Here is a 22,325-nt window from a genome sequence, read left to right as displayed (position 1 = left end):
CAAAAGCAACTAAAAGATGAAGCATGGGATAGTTGTCTGTCATGTGGAGAACGGGACAAGTCCAATGTGGTTCTTGATTCTCATTCGCCGTTTGGGTTGTCCCAAAATGATGGATGAAAGGATGATCGACATGTGTCGAAAAGAAACGGAGTGTGGATTATGTCTGGATAGTCGGATAGGAAACGGGGGAGCGGCTTATGTTGTTAGCTGAACAGATAACCCCTTATGAAAAAGTTGAGAATTGGTTGATCGCGTACACGGATTGGAAAGCACGGCTGGAATATGCACAAACAGAGCTTACACACATTCCGGGATTGACAAAAGCGCTGCATGAAGTGGCGATATATGGCTGCGGCAAACCTAATGACACGTTGCTTCGCACAGTCATTCACCGTTTGGAAATCACCGAATATGAAATACCGTTTCTTCAATCCAGGATCGGATTGATAGAATATGCTTTCTCGGCTCTCGCCCCAGAGGAAAGACAATTCGTTCAACTGCGGTATCAAGATCAATTGGCGTTTTCAATTGTTATGGATCGCTTGGGACTATCGCGCCGCGCTTTTTTCTATCATCGAAAACGAATTTTGCAAAAAATATATCGCAAAATAAAAAGTCGGACAGCATTATTGGAGTATGATCCGATTGATGAAAAGTAAAGGTTGGTTTCCGAAAAAGATGCAACTGCGCATCTTTTTTTGGTGAGCAGAAATAAAGCACGTTGTAACCTAATCTCCGTTAGACGGGCCTCCGTAGGTAGGTACATCTTCTGAAAAATTACGCTGATGCACTCTCCTTGCACCGAACATGCACCGAACATGTGTCAGGAATGCACCCTATATTCCCTACTTTTGCACCCCATTTGCATGGCTCTCGTGATAACATGATATTGTGGACAAGACAGGAACAGTACGTTTCGTTCAATACCATAAAGATGAAAGGAGGCTTTTAGTAATATCCTATTTCCAACATAGTCGAGAGACGACGGGCCATCCGATTTTTGGAGCCTGTTTTTTGTTTCGGGCAAAAGCGAACCAAGATCGCCTGCTTGTCCTCCCTGTTTCATTCTCTCTCATAATCAAGCATCAAGCGCCGGTTCTTTTCCTTAACAGGAAAAAGTTCAAGGCGCTTTTTTTATTACGGATGACAGCACCAACAAAACAGATGGTGTTTCTTCTCGCACGGTGTTGCCATGTGAGGATGGAGTTGATATTTATGTGCCCCCTGTTGCAGTAATGTCAAGCCGCGATCTTGTTATATGTTTGTTTTCCGGTTATTAATACGATTACGTTCAGACTTAACCGTAATGGAGCGTTGGAATGCTCTGCGGCAAAGTCTTTTTTGTTTTTTGGAGATTTTCCACAATCGCGTCAAAGACAGCGTTGGCTGTCGCTCTCCCCCTCCATTTTGGTTTGCCCACAGACCAAAATGGAGGGACGAATATGAAAAGGATTAATTTGCGGGACATGTATCCCTTTATCAAAACGGATGTATGGATCGACTTAGATGATGAAGTAGCACAAGAAATTCGCCGTTTTGACTTAAATGAGAGCGCATACAAATTGCGCACCTATCGTCATCGCGCTTATTACTCGCTTGATCGGAACGACGGTATAGAACAAGATGTTCTTTTCCTTTCGATTTCCCCGGAGGAATATTACGAGCGTAAGCTTTCCAATGAGCAGCTTTATGCGGCTATGTGTCGATTGCCGGAAAAATCGTTCAGACGAATTTATGCTCACTTCTTCTTAGGCATGAGCAAAGTAGCGATTGCCCAAGCGGAGCAAGTTGATGAACGGGCAGTACGAAAATCTATTGAACGCGGCTTAAAACAAATGGCGCAGTTTCTCAAAAAAATGTGATTGCGGTAGGTCAAAGGGTCCGATTTGCTTGCCAAAATGAACAGATAGGTAAAGAGCTTTATGTAGGCGGCGGCTGGTTATAACCAGCCGCTCATTTTCCATGAGAGGGGCAGGCAACAATGAATCCGATTCGATTTCGAGATGCTGAACACGAAAGTTTCTACTATCGGATGCTGGATGAAAGGAAATGCAGCGACGGCTATCATCGGGCACTTTTCTACACATTAGGTATTTCCCGCGATACACGGAGTCATATCCGCGATTTGTTTGATTTTTCTAATGGAGGCATTAAACCCGGAGGTCTTGCACTCTCGTGGCAAACCGGTAGTTCTATCCGCGTGTGCAGGCTTGCTTTTAATCTGTGGAATGGCTGGACGGAAAAAGGTGGGGAACGCTACTCTACTCCCCACGAATTATTCGATTGCAGCTACGCTCCCTATTTTTTTGAAGCGATTCAACTTCGTTATCCGGATTATTGCCGAAGCCAGGAGAAGAATTTCAAGCGGCTGAACGAACAAGTTCGCTGAATGGCAACCAGCTAAGGGAGTGGAATAGATGAAGGATATTAAAAAAAGGACTGTTGTGAAAGACATTAAACGTTTGGACAGACTGCCAAACTTGATGGATCGTGTAAAACATTCAAGCGCCCGCACAAAACAGCATATAAACAATGACAAGACGACTTCACAATCTCCAAATGAATATGCGCAGCACCATTCTGCATCTGCCATAGATAAAACATTACGTTTTCAAATTGGAATGAGCGTGGTTGCCAGCAAAAGATTGGTAAAGCTCATTCAAAAAAGGCGGGCAAAGTCAGAGGGGGATATGGTATCGATGCAGAGCCCCGCTGTTATAATTACTAAGCCTTCAGGTACACGTCAATTGCGACTTGCCCGTAGGTTGCATCTCCGCAATCCGGTAGATGGGAAATATCTCTTGTCAGCTAACCATCAATCAAAAAAACAACGCTTTATACGGAGCCGGGTCAATGCCCGGCTTTTGCATCCTCTTCGCAAAAATAGCCTTACTAACCGAATTCTAAATCGGGAAGGTAGAGATCAAGAACCAGCCGGGAAAAAAGGAGCATTTGCCGCCGCGGCATCTCATTCAGCAAATGTAAGCGGGAATCGCCCAAAAGCGATAACGTCCGAAAGCTTGAGGAAGCGGCATTTCAGGCCACCGTCATCCCGAATCCCCTTCGCTATATCCAAGCAAGCAGGCCATACGATCAAACGTAAAGAACGGAAGTTCAAGACATTATCGCCATTTATTAAAACGGGACAACGGCTAGGACAGGCTAAAAGCCATTCTGATAATCAAGCGGAAGGAAAAATGAATAGCGCCAGGACAGCGCAGCGGACTGCACAGATGGCGATGACTGCCCGCAGTTCCATTCAAAGAGCACAAGCTGCAGCGCGATTAAATCTTCGGATCATTAAAATGGTAGTAAAAGCAGCCGCTTTGGTTGTCAAAGGGGGAGCCGCGCTTTTGGGGACTAGTAGCACCGTTATTGTATTGCTGTGCATTGTTATGGCTATAGCTGCTGTCATTTCCTCTCCGTTCAGCATCTTTGTTTCCGGTGAAAACACGGATGCGGATGTAAAGCCGCTTTCCCGAATCATTCAAGAGCTGGACATTGAGTATGCCGACCGACTGGCAGAAATACAGCAGTCCGCTGGCCGTGTAGACCGGGTGGAGTTTCATTTCCCCGGTAGCGCGGACAACACGCGAATAGATAATTGGATGGACATTATAGCCGTTTTTGCCGTGAAGACTGTTATGGATTCAGAAAACGGAATGGATGTAGCAACACTTGATGCAACAAGGATCGGGATCATCCAATCGGTGTTTTGGGACATGAATCAACTGGAATCCCGTATCGAAACGATCGAACATACGGAAAGCATTACGGTAGAGCGTGAAGATGGGACTACCAGCGAAGAGACGACTACCAGCTATGAACGCATTTTGCATATTACCGTTTCGAGCAAAACTGCGGAGCAACAGGCTGAATCTTATCACTTTACAAATGAACAGATGGACATCATGAAGGAAATGATGTCTGGAGAGTTTCGGCCACTCATGTTTGCGATGCTGGGTAAAGAAACTGATATTGGCTTGACGCCGGGGCAGCTTGCGGATATTGGGCAGCATTTGCCCGAGGGAGAAATAGGCAGCGAAGTTGTCAAATTGGCGCTAACTCGGTTAGGCGATCCGTACAGTCAACCGAAGGCCGGACAGGATGACTTTACAGATTGTAGCTATCTCGTTCAGTGGGTTTATCGACAGCTAAGCATTAACCTGCCACGAACCGCAGCGGAACAAGCAAGATTTTGCGTAGAAATTGGCCTGACAGTAAGCGCGGCGGATTTGATTCCGGGTGACCTTGTATTTTGGAGCTACGAGCGAAACGGTAGATTTATGGATATAACGCACGTCGGAATTTATGCAGGCGGCGGGAAAGTGGTGGATGCTTCGTCAAGTCGGGGACAGGTAGTGTATCGCAATCTGTTCGATTCGGACAAGCAAGTGTTGTTTGGCAGACCTTATATTGAGGGGTAGAACTTTCGTATTTCAGTGGAGCAATAGGAATCCTATTTTTGGTGGGATACTGAATAACGTTCTGGTTCAATTGTATCCTGTATCCCAGTGGAGTAATAGGGCTTTCCCGAACAAGCTAGCCTCCGCCGAAAACAATCATCTGGTAAAACAATCAGGTTGCTCGGTTATCAAGATGGAAGACACCTTTCGTCAGGCAGTGGTAGCTCGATTCTCTCACATTGCCATACAAAGCGGTGTTTTTCTATTTTGGAATTGGACTATCTAACCGCCAATAACCTACCAACAACAAGGATCAAAGTCGATTTTCGCCCTGCGGAAGTTGAGTTAATGATCAGCATTTTTGCGGAAAAGGGAGGGAATGCTTGGAAAATGTAGAATATCCTAATGAAGTAGCATTTCTTGTTGAAAGGTGATTATATGGAAACTACTCTAAGTGACTTAAAACCATTCAAATTACCGCAAAAGCCGGATAATTACGATATTCTTTTTGGGCTGCCTATCCCCCCTATAGATAGATTGCGAACATTTTCAGCAGATCAATTTGAGGATATGATTTGTGAATGGGTCGATGGATATTTGAAAAAAGAGTATACATCTGTATATCGCTCAGGCTCGGCTGGTGATAAGGGAAGGGATATAGTTGCAATTGTAAATGATGATTCCCCGAATCATGTCTGGGATAATTATCAATGTAAGCATTATGACCATCCGCTTTATCCAAGTGATGTATGGTTAGAATTGGGGAAACTATGCTACTACACGTTTATTAAAGAATATACAATTCCAAGAAAGTACTATTTGATTTCTTCTTGTGGTTTGGGAACTTCTTTATCAGAATTAATCGAGTATCCGACTCGTCTTAATGCTGGATTAATCTCAGCTTGGGAAGATAAATGCAAGAGAAAGATTACGAATGTAAGTGAAGTTTCTTTAACTAATGAGTTGCTGGAATATATCCAAAAGTTTGACTTTTCAATAATAAATCACTGTCCTCCTCAGAAATTGATAGAACAGTACAGCAGCACACCTTTTTATAAATATCGTTTTGGTGGTGGGTTAAATAAGCCTAGACCTCAGTCGGAGGCCCCAGGGCCTTCAATAAAACCGGAAGAAGTAAGATATGTTTCACAACTATTTGAAGCATATTCAGATCACCTTGGAAAAAAGATTGCTGGTGTTGAGGAGTTGAAAAGCTACAGCTCGCTGCATCGACATTTTAATAGACAGCGGGAAGACTATTATAAAGCAGAATCACTTAGAAGATTTGCTAGAGATGAGTTGCCTTATGACGAGCCCTTTGAAAAGTTGCAGGATGAAATTTATAGAGGAGTAATAGACACTGCAGAGGATACTCATGCTGACGGCTTTGTATGTGTTAAGGAAACAATAAAAGAAGCTAGAAAATTGGAGATTACAAGCAATGTACTAATTAGCTACATTGATGGAAGTGATAGAAGTGGAATTTGCCATCAACTGGCGAACAATGACATTCTGAACTGGGTGAGAAAATGAACGAGGTAAAACTAAGAAGAGAAACCTACCTATTCAATACTCCATTAGAAACTGGACTTCGATGTTTAGTGATTTTAGCAGGATTAGAAAATAAAGCTATAGATATTCAAAGGTTGATTTATTTGGATTATCTATTAACACATTATGGTGATGTTGAGCCAGAATTTGAGAGTCTGCATCCTTCAACACCATCTCGATCTGGTGAAATACTGATAAAGCGAGATTTAGTAAGCCAAGGGCTTCACTTAATGATTAGCAAAAAACTTATTAACATCGAATATGGAAAAAGCGGAATTTTGTATGGAGCAACACCTTACTCTAAAGCGTTTCTTCAACATTTTGAGTCTAACTATATGTTACGGCTTCTGGATGTGAATAAATTACTGATCGACAAATTCTCTAATTATACTGATGTGGAACTCAAAAATTTTATAATGAGAAATATTGATCGCTGGGGTGGAGAATTTGTAAAAGAAGCTTTCGTAAGGGGGGACAACTAATGAGTACAGAGGGTTTTTTTATTTCGGAAATCCGACTTACAGGAAAAAATAAGAGAAATGCTAGTATCGTACTCAAAAAAGGGCTTAATGTTATCTCAGGTGCTTCTGATACTGGGAAGACTTACATATTTCAATTAATAAACTATATGTTTGGTGGTAAAGATGAACCAAAAGAAATAGATGAAAGTATTGGGTATTCAACTATTTTTATTGAACTTGAGAAATATGAAGGAGAAAGCTATACATTAAAGCGTGAAATTGGTGATTCATCAATTTTTGTCTATGAGTCAAAAATTGATGATATTTCATTTCTGCAGAATTGTGTGAAACTGAAAGCTAAGCATGATAAGGATGACAAGGACAATATATCAACATTTCTCTTATCCTTAACGGGAATCAAAGATATGCTTTTAAGGAAAAATGCAAGAGGAACCAAAGTATCTTTTTCTTTTAGAAATCTTGTTGCTCTAATGATGCTTAATGAGGAAAAAATTATATCAGAGGAAGTGCCTATTTTTTCAGGTATACCCTCTAATAGAACGACTGAACTGTCTGCATTTAAGACTATTCTAACAGGCGTAGACGATAGCCATGGAGAAGAGATAGAAGACCCTAAGATATACAGAACCCGACTCGAAGGAAAGTTGGAGTTTGTAAGCTCTTTGTTGCAGAAATTGAAAATGGAATTGAAAGAAAAAGGCGCACAAATTCAGGACTATGATGCCAATGAACTAACTAAAGAGATTGAGAAGTTAATGAGTACATTATCAAATAATAGCAAAGAAATTAATCTTAGGATGGGACAAAAGAAAGAAATATGGATTCAAGAACAAGAAATAAAATCAAGAATTTTAATGCTTGAAGAACTATTAGAAAGATTCAGATTGCTTGAAAAAAGCTATCTTTCTGATTTAGATCGACTTCAATTTCTTATTGAAGGGGATCACTATATCTCACAATTATTTGATTCAAATTGCCCTGTTTGCAATAATCCTTTTAACTCAAAAATTACTGAGCATAATCATGATTTTTACTTAGAGGATTTACAAATTGCGTGTTCTGAGGAAAGTAATAAAATTAACGCTCAGCTAATTGATCTTAGAGAAACATTAACAAATTTACAAAATGAGAATAAAGAAAACAATGAAAAAGTAAAACTACTAAGTCAACAAATTAAGGAAATTGAGGTCATTATTCAGCGTGAATTAAAGCCAGTTGCAGTATTAACGAAAGAAAGAATGGATAATTTGTTGAACATAAAAAAGATTTTTCAAGAAATTGAACTTAATGAACGTCGTATTGCTGAGTATCAAACTAGCCAGTTAGATATTATGAGGGAGTTGTCTAAAAAGAACCAGAAGATGAAATTCGTTAATGAAATAACAACAGAAATTTATGATGATTTTGCTACAGAAGTGAAAGAGTTGCTTGATGGATGGAACTACCCTGATTTAACAAGTGTAAGCATAGATTATGATGATCAGGAGTTAATTGTTTCAGGTAAAAAAAGAAAAAATCATGGAAAAGGTTATCGGGCAATATTAAATGCTGCTTTTGTAATTGCAATTATGAAATATACAAGAAGTATTGGACTCAAGCATCCTGGGCTGATTATTTTAGATTCTCCGTTAACTACTTACAAAGAAAGACTCAATCCTACAACACTAAGCAGTAGTGAAGAAGATATATCGCTAGACATGAAGCAAGCCTTTTTCAAAAATTTATCTAAACTTCGAAATGATGTTCAGGTAATCATTTTTGAAAATATAGATCCTATTAAAGAAGTACAGGATAACATGAACTATATTCACTTTAGCAAAGTAATTGGTGTGGGGAGATATGGTTTTATTCCGGTTGACAATGTTTCTGAATCAGTCAGCAATAATTTTATTCAATAAAAATTAAAAAGTTGAGGGTGGTAATGGGAATAATGGGATTCTCGCAGAAAATTCGTAATTTACGAAATAAAGCTCAAGAGACACAAGCTGCAAATAAAATAATTGATATGCTAGATGATTTGAAAATGAAGAATGATGAAACTACCTCTTATAGATGGATTTGGGAACTGATACAAAATGCGAAAGACGTTGTTAACACAAGCGGGATGGTTGACATAACTATAAACTTTGACCAAGGCAATAATAGCGTTGAATTCAAACATAATGGGAAGCTGTTCTCAACTGAAAATATTGTTTTTCTTATAGAACAAGTATCCACAAAAGATCGAACAATAACTGATGAAAAAAGCAAGAAGACTACAGGGAAATTTGGGACAGGTTTTTTGACTACTCACTTGCTTTCAGAAAAAGTTAGGGTTTCTGGATATCTGCAGGATATTGGTGAGTCACCGTATTCGTTTAATGTTGTTTTAGACAGATCAGGTGTGGATCAGCAATCAATAATCAGTGCCATACAAGAAAGTTGCTTGGAATTAGATAAGAACACTACCATAGCTACTGATAAAACAATAGACGATAAAGATTTCAATACTTGCTTCACCTATGATTTGGATGAGTCTGGGGTGTCAACAGCAAAGAAAGGTCTGAGGAATCTACTTATTGCTGCACCTTACGTATTTGCATTTGTTCCAAAGATAGGTTCTATCACCGTTACAAGTGGTCAATATGTACAAACAATTAGCCGCGGCAAAATGATTGAAACTGAGCTTGAAGATGCAAAGGTGACAAAAGTTGTAATTACAACAAATGGGGTAACAAAGGATAAATTTATTTTTGTCCTAGGAACGAATGATGTATCTGTTGCAGTGGAAGTTGAAGAGTGTGCAGATAGTAATTTTACAACAAAGTACGATCCTCAACTACCTAAAATATTTTGTGACTTTCCTCTCTTAGGAACAAATGATTTTTCATTCCCTGTAGTAGTAAATAGTGCTCTGTTTAATCCAACAGAACCACGAAATGGTATACGTTTAACGGATAAAGATCATAAACAAATAAAAGAAAATAAGCATTTATTAATAGAGGCTTCACATCTTTATATTAAGATGGTGGATTACTTTTTAAGAAAAGGATACGAAGGAATTTATAACATTACTAAAATCTCTGAACAGCCTGCTAAGGATTGGCTATCTAAAGAGTGGTTTGAGCAAGAAATAATCAATAAACTAAAGTTTCATATATTGGAAATCCCTCTCATTTCCACGCATAGTGCTGAAAAAAGGTCTCTTGCGGATGAATGGGGCGGTACACGTGTACTCATTCCAAAAGATTTAGATGAATCTCTCAGGGCAAAAGTATGGACACTATCAAGTAATCTTATTCCCGATATGATTACAAAGCGTGAAGAATTAGAGTGTTGGTACAATTCTTTATGGGAAGAATGCCGAAATTACGGTTTAATAGATTTAATTAACCGAGTAGAAAAATTTGAAAATATTAGTGAGTTATCAAAAAATCTTAATGTTAATGTAAATGACTGGTTAAATGAATTATTGGCATTATTCTATTCTAATGAATATTCGTATACCAACAGCCTTGGCAGAAGCCCACGTATTTTGCCGAATCAATACGGTGAATTTCGTACTTTAGATGAGGTATCACTTGATTGCGGTATCGATGAAGTTTATAAAGACATATCTACTGTATTAAATTTGGATTTTAAAATTGAATTATTGGATAAAGAAATCAATAGTAAATTTCTTACTAACATTAAAAAACTCACGTTAGATGATGTTTTCTCAGAGATTCTAAAAAAATTGCATAGATCACATTCTGCAGTACAAGACTTTTATAAGAGCATTATTTCTCTTCAAGCTAAACAGAATAGCGAACAAAATGACTTTTTAAATCTCGTTTGTGAATTGCAAGGTAAGGATGCATGGATAATGAATACAGTTTCAAAACAATCACAAGAGCTATTAAAATTGGCTTTGAAATTCTGGAGGGAAAAAATAACCAAGGACATAAGTTCCTATGAAAGTTTAAGAAACTTTGCCTCTACTTTTAGTTTTACTAGTGATCGTGAGGCAATGATATGGTTATCAAATTTTGTTCAAATTTTGGTGAAATACGAGCAAGAGGGTTTATTGGATAAGATTTCTATATTGCCTGATCAATATGGAGATTTCAAAATGAGAGCAGAATTATCGCAAGATTCAGGTGAAATTGATGAAATTCTAAAAGATGCATCAAAACATGCTGGATATGATGTACGTAAAACATTGTTATCAAAAGACATTATTCTAGATCTACCTGAAAATAGAACTGTCTACTTAGAGAACATTTCTGAGAAAATCACGCAGTATGTGAAAACGAATAAAAACAGTATCGGGCAAAATGATATTGATGTGAAAGAAGTATTTCAAAAAACATATCTTTGGCTTAGAGAAAATTTAACGAATGAAACGGTCAAAAAGTGCTTCAAAGATTTATTAACTAATTTACATTGGTTTTACAATGATAACGATATTGCTGAAAATATGTCAAAAATTGAAGAATACAATGATATATTGGAGAAATATGGTGTTTCTGGAGTGCAAGAATTAGAGCAGATATTATCTCGCTCAAATGTTGAAAGTAGTTCAAGTAAAACGGTGGAGATTTCAATGGAAATTCTTGCACAATGGGGTATTTCAACAGAAGAAGATTTAAATCGCGCTTTGGAAAATAATGTGTTTGGTCCGGAATTTATTCATGATTCTAAACGCAACTCAGAATTATTCAGCTATGTCCAAGATATTCTTGAGCGCTCCAAGAATAAAATCATTGAATTTTTAGAAAAGAAAGAAGACGAAAATGGTGTTAAAGAATATGACATTTCAGATCCGATCAGAATTAGTAATACTATCTTCGTAATAAAAAAACACGGTACTGATATTTATTTAATTACTCGACCATCTGATTATGGTCAAATAATATTATATTATGATACTGAGTTGGATATGCTTGACTATGAAAAAGATTGTGAATTATGGGTTGAAGATGATAAGAGCGAACCGCAAAAAATTACATTTGGGAAAATATTGAAGCTGACTGGTATTAACAAGATTCCACTTAGGAGCATAAGAGAAAAATGATTGATATTAATGAAGTAAAGCAATTACTGCAATCTCCTGATTCGAAAAATCTTATCTGTAGAAACTTAGAATTCAGACCGCAAAATTTGGCTATGTTTATTGCTGCCCTGTCAAACATGACAGAGGGGTATGGTTATATTGTAATCGGGGTAAGTAAAAATACAAATAATTACTCTATTAATGGAATAAGTAATGGATTCATATTAGATGAACCTATTAAACGGGCACTCAGTTTGTTATCCGAGCAACCACTAATAGAATTTGGTTCACTTAGTATTGAAGGTAAAAATATTTATGCAATAAAAGTGATAAATGTTGAAAATGAGATTTTCTTCAGTATTCCACAAAATACAGAGTCACTAACCGATTTATTTATTCGTGATCTTTACTTGGCTTGCATCAAACTTCAAGCACGTAAGATTTACGTTAGCACTACAGAAGATGAGCGTAATGACTTTATTACAGATTTACTGGAAACAAACGGATATCATATAAAAGACCAAACTCGACGCGGAAGTTCTGCTAGTGGTAAATCATCTGGCGAAATTGATATTTTTGTTGAAAACAATAGAATGCCTTTTACTATTATCGAAGCCCTTAATTTAGATAGCTTAAACACTAATTATCTAGATGTTCATCTTGACAAGATATATTCTTACGATACAACAGGAAATGCATTCAATGTATGCTTGTCATATGTCAAAGTTAAAGATTTTGGGTCTTTTTGGGATAGGTATTGCAACTACGTCAAAACACGTAAATATCCAGTAATGCTTGTCTCTTCTGATACAAATGCTGATAAAGATTATTCATACTCTGATATTAGATTCATGACAACGACGCATAATCGTTCAGGTAAAAATACACGGCTTTATCATATGTGCGTAAAAATACAAGAAACGTAGTTATTGGACAGTGAAAAGTTCTTGTCGAAGAATCGACAATTGGAAAAAGTCCCAATCAAGAATTGTTAGAGATGCTTAAGCTTCCTACATCAGAAAGTAAATGAATTTTTGCTCCGCTAAAATTTGTCGATGGTATGGAGCAGGGCTGATTCGAGTATCGTTCTCTCCGAGTTCTCTCAAACGTTCAAATTCGATCACTTTTTGATGATTTTCCGAGATGCCTTGTGGCAGTAGGGAAAGGCGATGAAAAACGTCGAAACCCTTGATTTTATAAGGCTTTTCGCGGTTTTTTGGTTCCCCTAAAGGGACATGCTTTCCGCTTGCTTTCCTTTAGCGCGCTAGATTCAGGTCCGTGTGGGCTAACCCCCGTGGAGGTTCGAGTCCTCTCGACCGCATACCTAAGTGCATATAAACAGGCAATACTTTTGAATCGCTCTTCAACCTGAAGAGCCTTTTTCTATTTATACGCATAATTCAATTTGACAAACTCTATATAAAAGAAGTGAAGCAAAGATGGAGCCTAATGTAGGTGTAAATACGAAGCAAAGTGTGCGGTTTCTGGAAAAGTATTTCTCTGGTGAATCGATAGATTATCGTCAGATGATTGCTTTATTCATCCCTATCCTAGTGGATCAGGCCTTTGTGGTGGGTCTTAATCTAGTGAATACAGCTATGATAAGCTCGTCTGGTGTGGCAGCTATCAGTGCGGTCAATATGATAGATTCTCTTAATATTTTTCTCATTAGTGTATTTATTGCCGTCTCAACAGGTGGGACGGTTGTTGTTGCGCAGTATAAAGGGAGCGGCAATGACCTCATGGTGTCAAAAGCTACGGCAGGTGCTACGTCATCTGTTTCGCTGATGGCATTTGCTATTGGGATGTTCGGAATTCTTTTTCACAATCCGCTGTTGAATTTACTATTTGGAGCGGCCTCGCCAGAGGTTATGGAGAACGCCCGAATATATTTGATTGGGAGCTGTATCTCTTATCTTGGTATAGCTGTTGTGGAAGCGGTATGTGGTGCTCTTCGAGGAATCGGTAGAACGAGGGCCTCGCTTGTGCTTTCGCTAATTATGAATTTAACTTACGTCTTATTGAATCTCGTCTTTATTAACCTGTTGCATATGGGTGTTCTGGGGATGACCATTTCTATAAATATTGCTAGATACCTGGGGGCGTTCTGCGCACTTTATTATCTATTCCGACTGGACAACGATCTGCATATCCGTATTCGCGATCTTGTAGCGGTTAAGCTGTCTATGCTGAAAAAAATAATGTTCATCGGGATGCCGTTTGCGGCGGAGCAGATGTTCTTTAATGGTGGTAAAATTCTGACTCAGATCTTTATCGTTAGTCTGGGTACGTATGCACTTGCGACTAATGCGATTGCCTCCTCCTTTGCAGGGATTATGCAAATCCCCGGGAATGCGTTGTCCTTAACGATTATTACAGTGGTGGGACAATGTATGGGAAGCAATAATGTTAAGGATGCTCGAAAATTTATTAAATCATTCCTTGTCACCTCTTCTCTTTCCCTGGTGGTGATGGGGTTGCTGATTATGCCTTTTTTCAATCCATTAGTGTCGATGTTCCATCCTCCTGCTGAGATTGTGGGCGATATCTTCCTGATTGTGCTCATTAATACGATTGCGCAAATTCCGTTATGGTCCATAAGTTTTATTACACCTTCGGCGCTTAGAGCAGCAGGGGATTCCAAGTTTACCTCCATGGTTTCGATGCTTACGATGTGGCTGTTCCGTGTAGTGCTCGGATACATCTTAGGTATTGTTCTGAACTTTGGTATACTCGGCGTTTGGCTGGCGATGAATTGTGAGTGGGGGATCAGGGGTTTGATTTTTCTGCGGCGATTTATGGGCAAGAAATGGGTTCAGCATCGTGTTATATAATAGATATAAAAAAAAAAAGGACACCCTGAGGGGTGTCTTTTTTGCATGCTCTGATGAGTACTTTTGGAGAATGCAGCTTGAGTATTTCTTGGGTAGCGGGGTAATAATATGTAGGAATTGCGTCTTTATGCTTACTAAAACACACAACAAGGAGTCTTGCACAATGTCACATTTCGTTAGATCCGTTACTTCACCAAAGAAATTTATCTCCGGCCATAACTTACTTTCAGATCTGAATGAGTATATTAAGGCGTTTGGCGATCATGCTTATGTGATCTGTGATGAGTTCATTTTGGAACGTGCTAAGAAAGAGGCGGGAAGTTCCATCGAAGGTGCGGGGAATAAGGCTACCTTTGAAAAGTTTAATTATGAATGTACTCAGGAAGAGATTAATCGTAATCGGGAACTTGCCCGTAAAGCTGGGGCGAATATCATCGTCGGTATCGGCGGAGGTAAAACACTGGACACCGCAAAAGCTACTGCTTATTATGAGAAGCTGCCTGTAGTTATTTTTCCGACGATCGCTTCTACTGATGCACCATGTACAGCACTGGCTGTCATTTATAATAAAGATGGTTCATTTGATCAATACTTGTTCCTCCCAAGTAATCCGGATGTAGTCTTAGCTGATACAGCGATTTTAGCTTCAGCGCCTTCCCGTTTTTTTGCAGCTGGAATTGGCGATGCACTGGCTACTTATTTTGAAGCCCGTGCCTGTTATGCCTCTAATGGTGACAATCTCGTACTCATGAAACCTTCTACAACGGGTCTAGGTATATCAAGACTTTGTTATGAAGCTCTACTTAAGAATGCGGTAAAAGCTAAACGTGCGGTTGATCAGAAACTCTATACACGCGCGGTGGAGGAAACCATTGAAGCGACAATTTATCTAAGTGGTGTGGGTGCTGAATCTGGTGGTCTGGCTGCCGCACATGCTATCCATAATGGGATGACAGCCGTTCCTTCACTACACAAACCTCAGCATGGTGAAAAGGTTACGTTTGGTCTTTTAGCCCAGTTAGTACTGGAAAATGCCTCAAATGAGGAGCTGGAAACTGTCATTAAGCTTATCAAGGATGTAGATCTTCCGCTAACCCTCGCCGATCTGGGGTGTACGGAATTTATCGAATCCGAATGGCGCCAAGTTGCTGAAGCTGCTTGTGCAGAAGGAGACACAATGGGCAATATGCCGTTCCCGGTTACTCCAGAAGATGTGTACAATGCGATAGTGGTGGCGAACTCGCTGGCAGAGTCTTATAAATAACTAGCACAACTAATATGCAGTGATAATGAAGGCGCCCTTGGGGGTGCCTTTTATTTTTATATAGGGTAAGCTTTTGAAGTATTGTAGTGGTAAAATTTTTCATATAGCTAATGGCTTCTGCACTTAATCGCGGGATAGGGGGACCTACAGAAACGAGATTATTGCTAATCGCCCCGCTGCTGTGTCAATTGTACTCTATGTAATAAGGAGGAAGGAAAGATGAGAAAAAAACATTTAGGTTATCTAATCCTTATTATCATAATTATTGGAGCGGTAATAATAGCAGTAATTCACGGAAGCTCGGAGCGTCAGAACAAGCGGGCAGCAGGAAGTCTTGGAATGGATTATGTGCGTAAAGAGTACACGGAAAGTGCATCGCTGAGAGTTGCAACGATTTGCAAACCCTTATTTGGAGGGTCAGGTTATCAGGTAGTGCTCGAGGATTCAAGTGGGCAATCGTATTATGTCATTATCGTTCTCGGAACTACACATAATCTTGTCACTATGGACGATCTGACGAACGAGGTGCGGGAAGGAACATCTGTGTTTCCGTGCCACCAATAAAACATGATAAATGAATTGGATCTCATCTATATGATTATTGGGAGGCACTCCTGCGGGGTGTCTATTTTTGTTATATTAAATTGAATTTTGTTATTTATTTTCGGAATAACTAACATATATGCTAACGTAAAAGATAAAATAATTATAACAAGAGGCAATATTTTGATTGTTTTATGCCAATGTAACCGCTATAATCTTGCGTATACCGGAATATGTAACGAAATAAGAGATTTTTGTTAGTGTTTGTTATCAATAACAAAATTGAAGATGTGGAGGTGAATAGTTAGCGAGTAGGTCTGTAATTGTCTTCTATAAGGACAGATAGTTATTGGGTTCATAACAGCTGGTTGGCTATTCTTATGATCAAATCCATTTATTTTCGAAGGAGAATTAGGAATGAAAAAAGCGAAAAAGTGGCTGGGGAGTATACTTGCCTGTGCAATGATAATGTCTCCTTTCCCATCTGTAATTTCTGCAGCAGCAGCACCATCCACTGTTGGATTCGGTGATACACAGGGGCACTGGGCACAACAAAATATTGCGAAGTGGGTAGAAAATGGCGTTTTAAACGGGTATCAGGATGGTTCTTTTCACCCCAATGGAGGAATTACAAGAGCTGAGTTTGCTACGATCTTGAATAAGGTATTCGGTTTCTATATGAAGTCAGATCAATCTTTTTCCGATGTAAAAGCGACCGATTGGTATGCAGATCAGCTTTCGTTGGCAAGATATGCTGGGTATTATGAAGGATACTCAGAGAATAAGGCACAAGCTACTGATTATATAACGCGTCAGGATGCGGTGACGATGTTGGCTCGGATATTTACTCTTCAAGTTACTGAAAGCGCTTCATCAATGAGTGAATTTAGTGATTCCGCTCAGATTCAGGCTTATGCTAAGGATGCAGTTCATGCGCTCTCAGGTTTGATTACAGGGTATGAGGATGGAACCTTTAAGCCGCTTGGAAGGATCACCCGTGCCGAAGTTATAACGTTAATTAATAAAATAGTGAAGAGTTATTACTCGCAATCTGGAAGCTTTGAAGGAGGAATAGTTTCTGGGAATGTAGTCGTTAATCAGGATGGTGTTGTGTTAAAAAATGCAACGATAAACGGAAACCTATATCTAACTGCTGGGATCGGTAACGGCGAAGTGACCCTTGAGGGTATTAAGGTTACGGGCACCACATTTATTGCAGGTGGCGGGGTAAATTCCATTCTTATTAAAAATAGCTCATTAGGCAAAGTAAATATAAATCGTAAAGAGGGTGAGGTTCGGGTCCTCACGAGTGGTACAACCCAAATTTCTCAGCTAACGGTAGATAGTCTAGCAAGGCTGGAGTTTGGAATTGGGACGATGATCACCACGGGAATTCTAAATAGAACTGTGGGATTGATCCTAGGTGAAGGCGCATCGATTGCAAATCTAAACGTTGCTGATAAAGCGACTGGAACCACTATTTCTGGTCAGGGCGACATTGTAAAAGCGGACGTTAAAGCAACAGGAGTAACGTTGAACGGTAAGCCCATTGCTCCTGGCACAATTGTCATTATCAAAGGCAATCAAGGTCCTGTAGCAACGGCTACCCCAGCGCCTACCTCGGCATCAGGCTCATCAACAACGCCGGCAGGTCCGACTAATCCAACCGCGGCACCTACAGCGACACCAATACCAACGGAAACACCGACACCAACGGCAACACCAACGGCAACACCAACGGCAACACCAACAGCGACAGACCCTACGGGTCCTGTGGGACGTATCGAGAATTTAGCGGATGTTGATGCAAGTAGTGAGACTAAATCGCTATTCGCCTATTTACAGGATATTCGCGGCAGTGAGATCTTGTTTGGACATCAGCATGCTACTACAGAAGGACTTTCTATTACTGAAAAGGACGGAACGCAGTCTGAGGTCGAGAATGCAGTAGGCGACCTTCCGGGGCTGTTCGGCTGGGATACGCTTAGTCTTGAAGGTTTTGAGAAACCGGGAGATTTAGGCGCAACCAAGCTGGAGAATCGTGATAAATTAATCGGCGTGATGAAGTCTGCTTATGAAAAAGGCGGCGTGCTTACATTAAGCTCGCATATGCCGAACTTCGTCACAGGAAAGGACTTTTATGACACCAAAGGAAATGTGCTCACGCATATATTACCCGGCGGTGACAAGCATGCAGAATTTAATGCATTCCTGGATATGATTGCGGACTTTGCGAATAACTTAAAAGATGATGATGGTAAAGCTATTCCAGTCATTTTCCGTCCATTCCACGAGCAAAATGGTGGCTGGTTCTGGTGGGGTGCGCCTTACCGTACGAAGGAGCAGTATGCTGAAATCTATCGTTATACCGTTGAATACTTAAGGGACAAAAAAGATGTGCATAACTTCTTATATGCATTCTCACCGGGAAGTCCATTTAACGGCACAGATGCGACCTTCCTTGAGACGTATCCGGGAGATGACTATGTCGATATCCTTGGCTTCGATAATTATTATGACGGAACCACTGAGGGTTGGTTTGATTCAGTTGTGAAGGATGCTAAGCTGATCTCGAAGCTGGCGGATGATAAGGGAAAAATTGCAGCATTTACTGAGTTCGGTTATTCGGGTGTGAAGCCAACTGGAACGAAGGACCTGAAATTCTTTACCAAGCTAATCGCTGCGCTGCAGTCTGATCCGGATGCTAAACGGATGGCGTACATGCAGACTTGGGCGAATTTCAATACAGATTCTATCTTTGTCCCTTATAGAAATGCTCCAAACGGACTAGGGGATCATGAACTGCTCCCTGATTTCGTAGACTATTATAAGGATCCGTATACAAGCTTCAGCCATGAAGTGGCTGTTGCGGATGCGTATTCGAAACAGGTAACTACAGAAACCGAGCAACCTTTTTTACACATTGCCTCACCAACCGCAAACCAAACAGTGCCCACGACAAAAGCATCGACCCTTCGTGTTCGTGTGTTGAATCAGGACGTGGATAAAGTAACCTATCTGATTGGGGATGACACAACAGAGTACAGTATGGCAGCTGACACAGAAGGTTTCTATTACTTGGCAGATTGGACACCAGGTGTAGCCTTCGACGAATCAGGCGTGATGCTTACTGTTAAGTCCTATGCAAAGAATGGTTCTGTACTTTCACAAACGATCCAAATCTTTGTAAGTGACGTGCAAGGCATTGGGGACCCATTGATTGTAGATACTTTTGAGAATTACAAAGGGAATGATGAATTACTTCGTGCGGCATTAAGTCCTGCGGGTGATCTAAATACGATCTCACTTGATGCGGACCATAAAAATGATGGCAAGTATGGCCTGAGATTCGATTATAATGTGGACGGCCAGGGTTATACAGGTCGTACCAAAAACATGAATAATGCCGACTGGTCGGACGCCAACAAATTGAAGCTCTGGATTGCACCTGATGGCAGCGACCACAAGCTTGTTATTCAGGTCAATGCAAGCGGCATCTCTTTTGAAGCTTATCCTTCACTGGCAGGTACGACACCTGGCATGGTGGAAATTCCATTCAGCCAGTTCGCTCCAGCGCCATGGGATACAGGAAATGCCGGTAAAGTAATCACTAAAGAGAACCTTAAGGACATTCGGGCAGTGTCTATCTACGTAAATAAAAAGGACACAGTAGCGAGTACGTCTGGTACGCTGTACTTTGACGATATTACAGCGTTTAATGATGGAACCGGTGGCGTCCCTAACGGGGGCGAAGGTCCTGGCAGCACGCCAGAACAGGCGAAGCTGTTGTATGGCTTCGAAAAAGATACTCAGGACTGGACAGTAGAGCAGAATAATGCCAGTGCAACCGCGGCAGTGATCTCGACTGATGAGGCTGCTGAAGGAACTCATTCGTTAAGCTCCTTGTTCTCACTCGATTCAGGTGGAGCTTTTGAGCTCAGCAAAAATGGCAGTCTGGATCTGAGCGCGGTAGATAAATTAAGCGCACAAATTAAACTGTCGAACGGAACAGCGGATGCACGTTTGTATATTAAGACGGGATCGGCCTGGTCTTGGGCTGACAGTGGAGCTGTGAAAGTAGATTCGAGCGGATTTACTACGGTTTCGCTCAACTTGGCAGGTATTGCTGATCTTAATAGTGTAAAAGCCATAGGTATCAAGCTCGAGGGATTCAGTGGCACGGGAACTTCTACGCTGTATCTGGATGATGTTCGGACCCTGAAGAATGGTACCGCACCTGAAGCTGTCGTCTATGGCTTCGAGGACAATACACTGCAAGGCTTCAGCATCAATGTGGATGAAAATAATAAATATAATACAGCACTGGCCCAGAATCTATCGGTGAGCAATGCTGTGTATGCTGAGGGAACTCATTCGATGCAAGCGGACTTAGCATTAAATGGAGGGCAGTTCCAGCTGCGTCGTATGGTGGTTACCAATTTAGCGAATGCATCAACAATTACGCTTAAAATCAAGGTTGTACCTATTGATGCAAGCGATGTTAGCGGTGTAATGGCTCAGCTGTTCACCCAAAGTGGCTCAAGCTGGGGAACATGGACTGCTTCTACGGCTGCACCAGTAGATACCAATGGATTTACTACAATAACATTGGATATCAGCAAGGTAGCGGATCGTAATTTGACCCAAGCGATTGGCGTTCAAGTCATGACCACAGCAACCGATCCGGTGGGTAGTGCTACCGTATATGTGGACGAAATCACGATTAAATAGAAAGTAGTAAAGCCGGAAGCGAACATTTTACGATGTTCACTTCCGGCTTATTTATTTAGCATCAAATTAATTCATTTTAAGCCGAGTATCTGCCTGAAATTAACGAAGCTTAATGGATCCGCCATCTACCATGATAGTCTGGCCCGTAATATAATCGGAATCTTCACTCGCTAGGAATACCGCAACACGACCAATATCACTTTCCAGTTCACCCAATCTTCTCAAAGGTATTTTTGAAATCATGTTTTGGTAATACTCAGGGTTTGCTTCTGCCCATTCAATCATGCCAGGAGAATTAGCAATTGGAGCAATGATGTTTACGTTGATACCAAATGGACCAAATTCATTAGCGGCTACCCGGGTAATACCACGGATGGCTTCTTTTGCAGCAGCATATGTTCCTTGATTGGGATCCCCGTTGAGGCCAGCACCCGATGCAAAGTTAATAATTTTACCTTGTGCTTCTTTTAAATAGGGTAGTGCTGCTTGCATGAAATAGAAGGTTGGATAGAAGCCTGTATCAAAAGATAAATCGAAATCAGCCTGTGTAGTTTCTTCGATAGATTTCATTCTGGATGCGTGAGCATTGTTTACTAAAATATCTATTTTTCCGAATTTATCAGCTACTTGTTTAACAAGGTGAGCTATTTTATCGTGTTCCTTGAGGTTCGCTTGAATAAAGATAGATTCAGGTTGATATTCTTGTAATTCTTTAATTGTTTCTTTGCCGGTTTCTTCATTGAGGTCAATAATGGCTACCTTAGCGCCCTCTTTAACAAAAGCCAAGGCCATTCCTTTACCAATACCGCCTGCTCCACCAGTAATAATAGCTACTTTTCCTGCAAGTCTGCTCATGTTGCTATCTCCTTTTTGTGAAAAAATGTAGTATTTAACTCTTATCAGAGGTAAGGTGTAATTGTTACTTCGACTATATATTACCCAAAATAGTAGCTATATTTACCATGAAGTAGAAACGGCATCATTTACCAAGATGAATATAGAGGGTGATGATGAATGTTTCAGCAGCTAATGAGGCCTATTCCGGCTCTTATGTAGATGTTGAGCGATTGAATTAAGCGGCGCACCAAGTGATGAACAGTTGATGATTCATGTGTCGCACCAAGTGATGCTGCAAGTGATGCAATAAGTGAAGTATTTATAGAGTAATTAGGGAATTTCTCCCTGAAATTCAGAGATTTCTGTTCATCAGACTTATAATTAGGGAAAACTTACCTGATTTTCGGCCGATTAAGTAACTAATTAAGAAATCCCCCTAATTATTAGGGAGGAATTCCCTGATTTCGTTCATTTAGAGCGAATATCGGTTATTTTCAGGGAGTTTTTCCCTAATTAGTTTAAACCCTACCGCAAGCCGTACGAAAATCACACCTAGCAAGTCGCCCACCGCCCACTGCCTACGCCCACCGCCCACCATCCAACCACCTACTGTCTATCGTACAACCGCCCACCGTCCAACCACCTACCGTCTACCCTCCCACC

At 40.4% G+C, this 22,325-nt stretch carries 15 protein-coding genes; 14 read left to right on the top strand and 1 reads right to left on the bottom strand.

Translation table 11 applies throughout. The features are described from left to right. Window positions 1–16 precede the first annotated feature (16 nt). The 14 genes from MHH60_RS28320 (at window position 17) to MHH60_RS28255 (ending at window position 20,825) form a co-directional block, all read left to right on the top strand. Window positions 17–211, top strand: a complete 195-nt coding sequence (locus tag MHH60_RS28320; protein ID WP_076119648.1) for a hypothetical protein — start codon at window positions 17–19, stop codon at window positions 209–211. Then, complete coding sequence (locus MHH60_RS28315; protein ID WP_076119647.1) at window positions 198–659, top strand: hypothetical protein; 462 nt, start codon at window positions 198–200, stop codon at window positions 657–659. The genes MHH60_RS28320 and MHH60_RS28315 overlap by 14 nt, the downstream gene beginning before the upstream one ends. Before the next feature lie 783 nt (window positions 660–1,442). Continuing rightward, window positions 1,443–1,862 carry an RNA polymerase sigma factor gene (locus MHH60_RS28310; protein ID WP_076119645.1) on the top strand — a complete coding sequence of 140 codons (420 nt, stop codon included), beginning with the start codon at window positions 1,443–1,445 and terminating at the stop codon, window positions 1,860–1,862. Window positions 1,863–1,981: 119 nt separating this feature from the next. Continuing rightward, complete coding sequence (locus MHH60_RS28305; protein ID WP_076119644.1) at window positions 1,982–2,389, top strand: DUF6075 family protein; 408 nt, start codon at window positions 1,982–1,984, stop codon at window positions 2,387–2,389. 28 nt (window positions 2,390–2,417) lie between these two features. Next, a complete protein-coding gene (locus tag MHH60_RS28300; RefSeq protein WP_076135374.1) occupies window positions 2,418–4,427 on the top strand; it encodes a C40 family peptidase in 2,010 nt (669 codons plus the stop codon). A gap of 417 nt (window positions 4,428–4,844) precedes the next feature. Continuing rightward, on the top strand, window positions 4,845–5,939 hold the full coding sequence (locus tag MHH60_RS28295) for an ABC-three component system protein (protein WP_076119722.1): 1,095 nt from the start codon (window positions 4,845–4,847) through the stop codon (window positions 5,937–5,939). Then, on the top strand, window positions 5,936–6,439 hold the full coding sequence (locus MHH60_RS28290) for an ABC-three component system middle component 2 (RefSeq protein WP_076119642.1): 504 nt from the start codon (window positions 5,936–5,938) through the stop codon (window positions 6,437–6,439). Before MHH60_RS28295 ends, MHH60_RS28290 begins: the two co-directional genes overlap by 4 nt. After that, window positions 6,439–8,337: an AAA family ATPase gene (locus MHH60_RS28285; protein WP_076119641.1), complete on the top strand. Its 1,899-nt coding sequence runs from the start codon at window positions 6,439–6,441 to the stop codon at window positions 8,335–8,337. The genes MHH60_RS28290 and MHH60_RS28285 overlap by 1 nt, the downstream gene beginning before the upstream one ends. Before the next feature lie 23 nt (window positions 8,338–8,360). Continuing rightward, on the top strand, window positions 8,361–11,474 hold the full coding sequence (locus MHH60_RS28280; RefSeq protein ID WP_212567877.1) for a sacsin N-terminal ATP-binding-like domain-containing protein: 3,114 nt from the start codon (window positions 8,361–8,363) through the stop codon (window positions 11,472–11,474). Then, window positions 11,471–12,379 (top strand): AlbA family DNA-binding domain-containing protein, encoded by a 909-nt coding sequence (locus MHH60_RS28275; RefSeq protein ID WP_076119639.1) that lies wholly within the window; start codon window positions 11,471–11,473, stop codon window positions 12,377–12,379. Before MHH60_RS28280 ends, MHH60_RS28275 begins: the two co-directional genes overlap by 4 nt. Window positions 12,380–12,892: 513 nt before the next feature. Next, a complete protein-coding gene (locus MHH60_RS28270; protein ID WP_076135377.1) occupies window positions 12,893–14,287 on the top strand; it encodes an MATE family efflux transporter in 1,395 nt (464 codons plus the stop codon). Between the two features lie 163 nt (window positions 14,288–14,450). Next, complete coding sequence (locus MHH60_RS28265) at window positions 14,451–15,551, top strand: glycerol dehydrogenase (protein ID WP_076135379.1); 1,101 nt, start codon at window positions 14,451–14,453, stop codon at window positions 15,549–15,551. Window positions 15,552–15,770: 219 nt separating this feature from the next. Continuing rightward, window positions 15,771–16,115, top strand: a complete 345-nt coding sequence (locus MHH60_RS28260) for a hypothetical protein (RefSeq protein ID WP_076135381.1) — start codon at window positions 15,771–15,773, stop codon at window positions 16,113–16,115. Between the two features lie 396 nt (window positions 16,116–16,511). Then, entirely contained in the window at window positions 16,512–20,825 is a 4,314-nt protein-coding gene (locus MHH60_RS28255) for a glycosyl hydrolase (protein ID WP_143766700.1), read from the top strand. 99 nt (window positions 20,826–20,924) lie between these two features. Here MHH60_RS28255 and MHH60_RS28250 read toward each other — a convergent pair whose 3' ends face one another. After that, entirely contained in the window at window positions 20,925–21,680 is a 756-nt protein-coding gene (locus tag MHH60_RS28250; RefSeq protein ID WP_076135382.1) for an SDR family NAD(P)-dependent oxidoreductase, read from the bottom strand. Window positions 21,681–22,325 lie beyond the last annotated feature (645 nt).

The organism is Paenibacillus sp. FSL H7-0716 (genome assembly GCF_038002705.1).
GTDB lineage: Bacteria > Bacillota > Bacilli > Paenibacillales > Paenibacillaceae > Paenibacillus_AQ > Paenibacillus_AQ odorifer.
The sequence above is the reverse complement of the archived record's forward strand: the minus strand, read 5'-3'. Positions and strand labels throughout refer to the sequence as shown.